Source organism: Streptomyces swartbergensis (genome assembly GCF_002148965.1).
GTDB classification, from domain to species: Bacteria; Actinomycetota; Actinomycetes; order Streptomycetales; family Streptomycetaceae; genus Streptomyces; species Streptomyces swartbergensis.
Map to the genome: position 1 here is coordinate 1 of NZ_NGFN01000477.1, position 5300 is coordinate 5300.

A 5300-nucleotide genomic window follows, 5' to 3' on the forward strand; every position below is an offset into this window, starting at 1 on the left:
CGCCAGCCCCAGCAGCGCGAGCCCGGCGCACACCACCCCCACCGCCGCCCACTCCATGCGGCTCAGCCGCACCCTGAGCAGCCGCGCCGCGACCACGGCCGTCACCGCGAGGCTCGCGGCCAGCGCCGCCCCCACGGTGTAGATCGGCACCGACCGCAGCGCGACGATCTGGAGCAGGAAACCGAGCCCGTCCATCCCGAGCCCGACCAGATACCGCCACTGCCGCAACGCCCGCCACAAAAGCGCCACGTCCCCGCCCGGGCCAGTGGCCACCGCCCGCGCGGCCATCGCCTGCAACACCGTCGCCGTACCGAAGCAGACCGCCGCACCAAGGGCGCACACCATTCCAAGCATCACAAAACGACAGTAGGGGAGGGAGCGTGAGCCGGGGGGTGATGCACGCCCGCTCACACCGGTCTCTAGGCTGACCGCTCGGCAGTACGTGACAGGCATACGCAGTGCACGACGGGGACACGGGGAGACACGCACATGGCGGAAACACGGCGACGACTGCGTTCGAGCACGGTGGTGCTGGGCGGCATGGGTGTCCTCGCGGCGGCCCTGTCCGCGTGCGGCTCCGACCCGGACCGCCGCTGCGTGGACCGGGACAGCTACGACTACCTCAACGGCTACAAGATCGTCGCCGACAAGAACTGCACGTCCGGCTCCTCGTCCTCCTCCTACGGCAAGGGCCGCAAGACGACCGGCAAGACCAAGAGCACGAACGCCGACTGGTACTACGACGCCGACGTCAGCGGCCGCTACGCCGACAACGGCACCTTCAGCCGCAGCGAGGCCGTCGACCGGGGCGGCTTCGGCTGCTCGGGCTCGGGCAGCGGCGGCGGCTGACCGGACCGTACGCCATGGAACGCCGCACCATCACCCCCCGCCCCGGCTGGCAGCAGACCGTCGAGGAGCAGGGCCTGATCTACCCCCTCACCCGCTACCCCGACGACTCCCTGCGCCCCTACTGGGACGAAAGCGCCTACTACATCTTCACCCTTCCGGAGATCGAGGCCCTGGAAGAGGTCGTCGAGGAACTCCACGGCATGTGCCTGGCGGCGGCCGGCCACATCGTCGCCGAGGGCCGTTTCGCGGACCTGGGCATCACGGACCCCCGCGTGGCCCGCAGGGTCGCCGAGTCCTGGCACCGCCGCGCCGAACTCCCCTCCGTCTACGGCCGTTTCGACCTCCGCTACGACGGCACCGGCCCGGCCAAACTCCTGGAGTACAACGCCGACACCCCCACCTCACTGGTGGAGGCCGCGTCCCCCCAGTGGTTCTGGATGGAGGACCGCTTCCCCGGCGCCGACCAGTGGAACTCCCTCCACGAACGCCTGATCGACGCCTGGCGGAAACAGGCCGCCCTCCTCCCGCCGGGCAGCCCCCTGTACTTCGCGTACTCCTCGGCCGACGAACTCGGCGAGGACCTCATGACGGTCGCCTACCTCAAGGAGACAGCCGAGCAGGCGGGCATGGAAACCGACTGGATCTCCATGGAGGAGATCGGCTGGGACCGCCTCTCCGGCCGATTCGTCGACAACCGCCTCCGCTTCATCCGCAGCATCTTCAAGCTCTACCCCTGGGAGTGGCTCACCACCGACCGCTTCGCCGACCACGTCCTGGACACCCTCGACAACGGCGGCGGCACCGGCTCCACCCTCTGGATCGAGCCGGCCTGGAAAATGCTCCTCAGCAACAAGGCGCTCCTGGCCGTCCTCTGGGAGCTGTACCCCGACCACCCCAACCTCCTCCCGGCCTACCTGGACCGCCCCCGGGACCTGCCGGGCTGGGTCGCCAAGCCCCTCCTCGGCCGAGAGGGCGCGGGCGTCACGATCCACGAGCCCGGATCCCCCCGGACCCTCCGGGACGAACCCTGCTGCTACCAGCGACTGGCCCCCCTGCCCGACTTCGACGGCAACCGCGTCGTCCTGGGCGCGTGGGTGGTGGAAAACGAGTCGGCGGGCCTGGGCATCCGCGAATCGTCGGGCCTGATCACGGACGAGTACGCAAGGTTCCTTCCCCACGTGATCCTTTAGACGGGGGGCGGGGACACGTCCCTCAGGGGCGCGGGGAACTGCGCGATCAACCACAAAGCCCCCCGCACCCGGCGACGAAGAGCAACCCGGCAGACGCTCCCCCGCCCCTCACCTCTCAGCCCACCCGGTAGGCTGACCGAGGGCCGTGACTGGCGCGCTGGGATGGACAAACCATCGGGGAGCGGCCCCCGGACCCGGCTGAACCCCGGGGACCGGAACCGTGCCGTGCGCCTGGGCCGTACCGTGAACGCTGAACGCCACGTCCGGAGGTCCATTCATGCCAGCCGAGCCCCTCTCCACCGCTTCCACCGCCTACCGCGCCGCCCTTGACGTCATCCGCGCCGTAGAGCCGCGCGTAGCCGACGCCATCGGCCAGGAGGTCGCCGACCAGCGCGAGATGCTCAAGCTGATCGCTTCCGAGAACTACGCCTCCCCGGCCACGCTGCTGGCGATGGGCAACTGGTTCAGCGACAAGTACGCCGAGGGCACCATCGGCCGCCGCTTCTACGCCGGCTGCCGCAACGTCGACACCGTCGAGTCCCTCGCCGCCGAGCACGCCAAGGAACTCTTCGGCGCCCGCCACGCCTACGTCCAGCCGCACTCCGGCATCGACGCCAACCTCGTCGCCTTCTGGTCCGTCCTCGCCCAGCGCGTCGAGGTCCCGGCCCTGGAGAAGGCCGGCGCCCGCCAGGTCAACGACCTCTCCGAGGCCGACTGGGCGGAGCTGCGCCGCGCCTTCGGCAACCAGCGCATGCTCGGCATGTCCCTGGACGCCGGCGGCCACCTCACCCACGGCTTCCGTCCGAACATCTCCGGCAAGATGTTCGACCAGCGTTCCTACGGCACGGACCCGGCCACCGGCCTCATCGACTACGAGGCCCTGCGCACCTCCGCTCGCGAGTTCAAGCCGCTGATCATCGTCGCGGGCTACTCGGCCTACCCCCGACTGGTGAACTTCCGCATCATGCGCGAGATCGCCGACGAGGTCGGCGCCACGCTCATGGTGGACATGGCGCACTTCGCCGGCCTGGTCGCGGGCAAGGTCCTGACCGGCGACTTCGACCCCGTCCCGCACGCCCAGATCGTGACGACGACCACCCACAAGTCGCTGCGCGGCCCCCGCGGCGGCATGGTCCTGTGCGACGACTCGCTCAAGGACCAGGTCGACCGCGGCTGCCCCATGGTCCTCGGCGGCCCGCTCCCGCACGTCATGGCCGCCAAGGCCGTCGCCCTCGCGGAGGCCCGTCAGGAGTCCTTCCGCGACTACGCCCAGCGCATCGTCGACAACTCCCGCGCCCTCGCCGAGGGCCTGATGCGCCGCGGCGCGACCCTCGTGACGGGCGGCACGGACAACCACCTGAACCTGATCGACGTCGCCTCCTCCTACGGCCTCACCGGCCGCCAGGCCGAGGCGGCGCTGCTCGAGTCGGGCATCGTCACCAACCGCAACTCGATCCCCGCCGACCCGAACGGCGCCTGGTACACCTCCGGCATCCGCATCGGCACCCCGGCCCTGACCACCCGCGGCCTCGGCACGGCGGAGATGGACGAGGTCGCGGCCCTGATCGACCGCGTCCTCACCACGACGGAGCCGGGCACCACCAAGTCGGGCGCCCCCTCCAAGGCGGCCCACGTCCTCGACGCGAAGGTCGCCGACGAGATCAGCCACAGGGCGACGGACCTGGTGGCGGGCTTCCCGCTCTACCCCGAGATCGACCTCGGCTGAGACCCGCAGGGCTCACCGCGAGCGGGACCTCGACGCGCTCACCGACGTCAGGGCTCCGAGATCGATCAGCTCATGCAGTGACTCCTCACGTGGCGGCGGTCCGGCTTCGCGCCGGGCCGCCGCGCGGCGTATCGCATGACTGCCGCCGAGCCCCAGGAGCAGGCCCCCGGCAGCCCACCACACACCGCCCTCCGCCAGGCCGGACCCATCCGCGGCGGACCGGTCACCGGTCGTCCCGCCGGACACGGGCAGGACTCCGGCGACCCGCTTCACCGGCTCACCGAGCAGCCCCGCCCTGTCCATCTGCCTGTAGATCGTGCGCGGTGCCCGATGCCAGCGGATGTCGTCGTCCTCCACCTCCGGCGCGGGATCGGAACGCACCCACGGCGTGCCGTCCTTGGCGAGGAACAGCTGGTCATGCTGGTGCAGGACCATCCCGCCTCCCGCCTGTCCGCCTGTCTGCGGTCGGCTGCCAGTCCCCGTCAGCCCCCACACCACGGTGATCCGCACGGGCGGATACCCACCCTTGACCCAGGCGCCCGACACCTGCTCCGTCCCGGTGTACGTCGGTTGCAGCAACTGCCACAGCCGGGCGAATCGGCTCTCGCCGGAGCGCATGGCCGTCGTCCCTCCCTCGCTGTTGACGACCAAGGCGATGTCGGGCGCGTCCCGGCCCGGGGGCTGCGCGGCCGCACCGGCCACCGGAAGTCCGAGCAGGGCCACCGCGGCGGTCAGCCCCACTGCGAGCCGCGCCCTCCGGCGTAACCTCAGCCGTGCCGGCACCCCCTCACCGCCGTGAAACACCGTCCGTCCCCCCTTCGCACCGCGCCTGGCCTCACGCATCGAGCAGCTCTCGTTTCGGCTCCCCGCCCCGGTCCCGGCGGAGGAACGGTGTCCGTGAGGCGAACGACCGCAACACCAGTGCCAGCACCGCTCCGCCGGCCGCGCCGGGCAGTACCCACCACCAGTCCGTGCCGTCGTCCACCGCCGGCACCTGTGCCCGGACCGTGACCGCCGGCTCCGGAGCTGTGGCCTCGGCCTTTTGCGTCACCCAGGGCGCCGACATGACGTCGGTGAATCCCGTGTCGTCGGATGCCCTGCCCAGCACGCCCAGCTCTGTCAGCAGGGCGCTCAGTTCGTCGGAGCGCTCGGCACGGTGCCAGGAGCCGTTCACCGGCCGGGGCAGGTTCGCCGCCGTGTGTATCCACATCTCCCCGCCCTCGTCTGCGGAGAAGATCTGGTCCAGGCGCCACGGCGAGATGTCGTGCACCATCCATGTGACAGTGACGCGCCGGGTCAGGTCGGCCTCCGGAGGCTTGCCGCGGGTGCCCGTCACCGGGTTGCCGAGCAGCCGCTCCAGCTGCTTGTACTCCTTGTCGTCGTAGTACAGGGAAGCCGTCTCCTCGCTCGCCGGCGAGACCACGAGGACGCTTGTCGGTCCCCCCGCCGAGGCGGGCGGCGCACCCCATACGAGCARGGCCATCGACGCCGCCAACGCCCCCACCCCTGCGATCAGCCCACGAACCCTGCCCCAC

General features: G+C 71.1%; 6 protein-coding genes and 1 riboswitch. Of the genes, 3 read left to right on the forward strand and 3 right to left on the reverse strand.

The genetic code is table 11. The features are described from left to right. Positions 1–345: DMT family protein (locus CA983_RS40325; protein WP_483027229.1), on the reverse strand; the 345-nt coding region annotated here is incomplete at its 3' end. A gap of 144 nt (positions 346–489) precedes the next feature. On the opposite strand from CA983_RS40325, the gene CA983_RS40330 reads away from it, so the two are divergent. From CA983_RS40330 to CA983_RS40340, 3 genes are all read left to right on the forward strand, one after another. After that, positions 490–849 (forward strand): hypothetical protein, encoded by a 360-nt coding sequence (locus CA983_RS40330; protein WP_086605649.1) that lies wholly within the window; start codon positions 490–492, stop codon positions 847–849. A gap of 14 nt (positions 850–863) precedes the next feature. Then, positions 864–2039, forward strand: coding sequence for a glutathionylspermidine synthase family protein (locus tag CA983_RS40335; RefSeq protein WP_086605650.1), 1176 nt, complete (start codon positions 864–866; stop codon positions 2037–2039). A gap of 135 nt (positions 2040–2174) precedes the next feature. Beyond that, positions 2175–2283, forward strand: a riboswitch (ZMP/ZTP riboswitch). A gap of 33 nt (positions 2284–2316) precedes the next feature. Continuing rightward, positions 2317–3765, forward strand: a complete 1449-nt coding sequence (locus tag CA983_RS40340) for a glycine hydroxymethyltransferase (RefSeq protein WP_086605651.1) — start codon at positions 2317–2319, stop codon at positions 3763–3765. A gap of 12 nt (positions 3766–3777) precedes the next feature. Here the strand turns inward: CA983_RS40340 and CA983_RS40345 are convergent, their stop codons facing one another. Both CA983_RS40345 and CA983_RS40350 read right to left on the reverse strand, forming a co-directional pair. Beyond that, positions 3778–4506 (reverse strand): hypothetical protein, encoded by a 729-nt coding sequence (locus CA983_RS40345; RefSeq protein ID WP_244207305.1) that lies wholly within the window; start codon positions 4504–4506, stop codon positions 3778–3780. A 94-nt stretch (positions 4507–4600) separates the two neighbouring features. After that, a partial coding sequence (locus CA983_RS40350; RefSeq protein WP_341866733.1) for a hypothetical protein occupies positions 4601–5300 on the reverse strand: 700 nt, incomplete at its 5' end.

What these genes read in the sequence shown, in the direction of transcription:
- CA983_RS40330 (WP_086605649.1), top strand. Translation starts at nt 490, where the DNA reads ATGGCGGAAACACGGCGACGACTGCGTTCGAGCACGGTGGTGCTGGGC.
- CA983_RS40335 (WP_086605650.1), top strand. Translation starts at nt 864, where the DNA reads ATGGAACGCCGCACCATCACCCCCCGCCCCGGCTGGCAGCAGACCGTC.
- CA983_RS40340 (WP_086605651.1), top strand. Translation starts at nt 2,317, where the DNA reads ATGCCAGCCGAGCCCCTCTCCACCGCTTCCACCGCCTACCGCGCCGCC.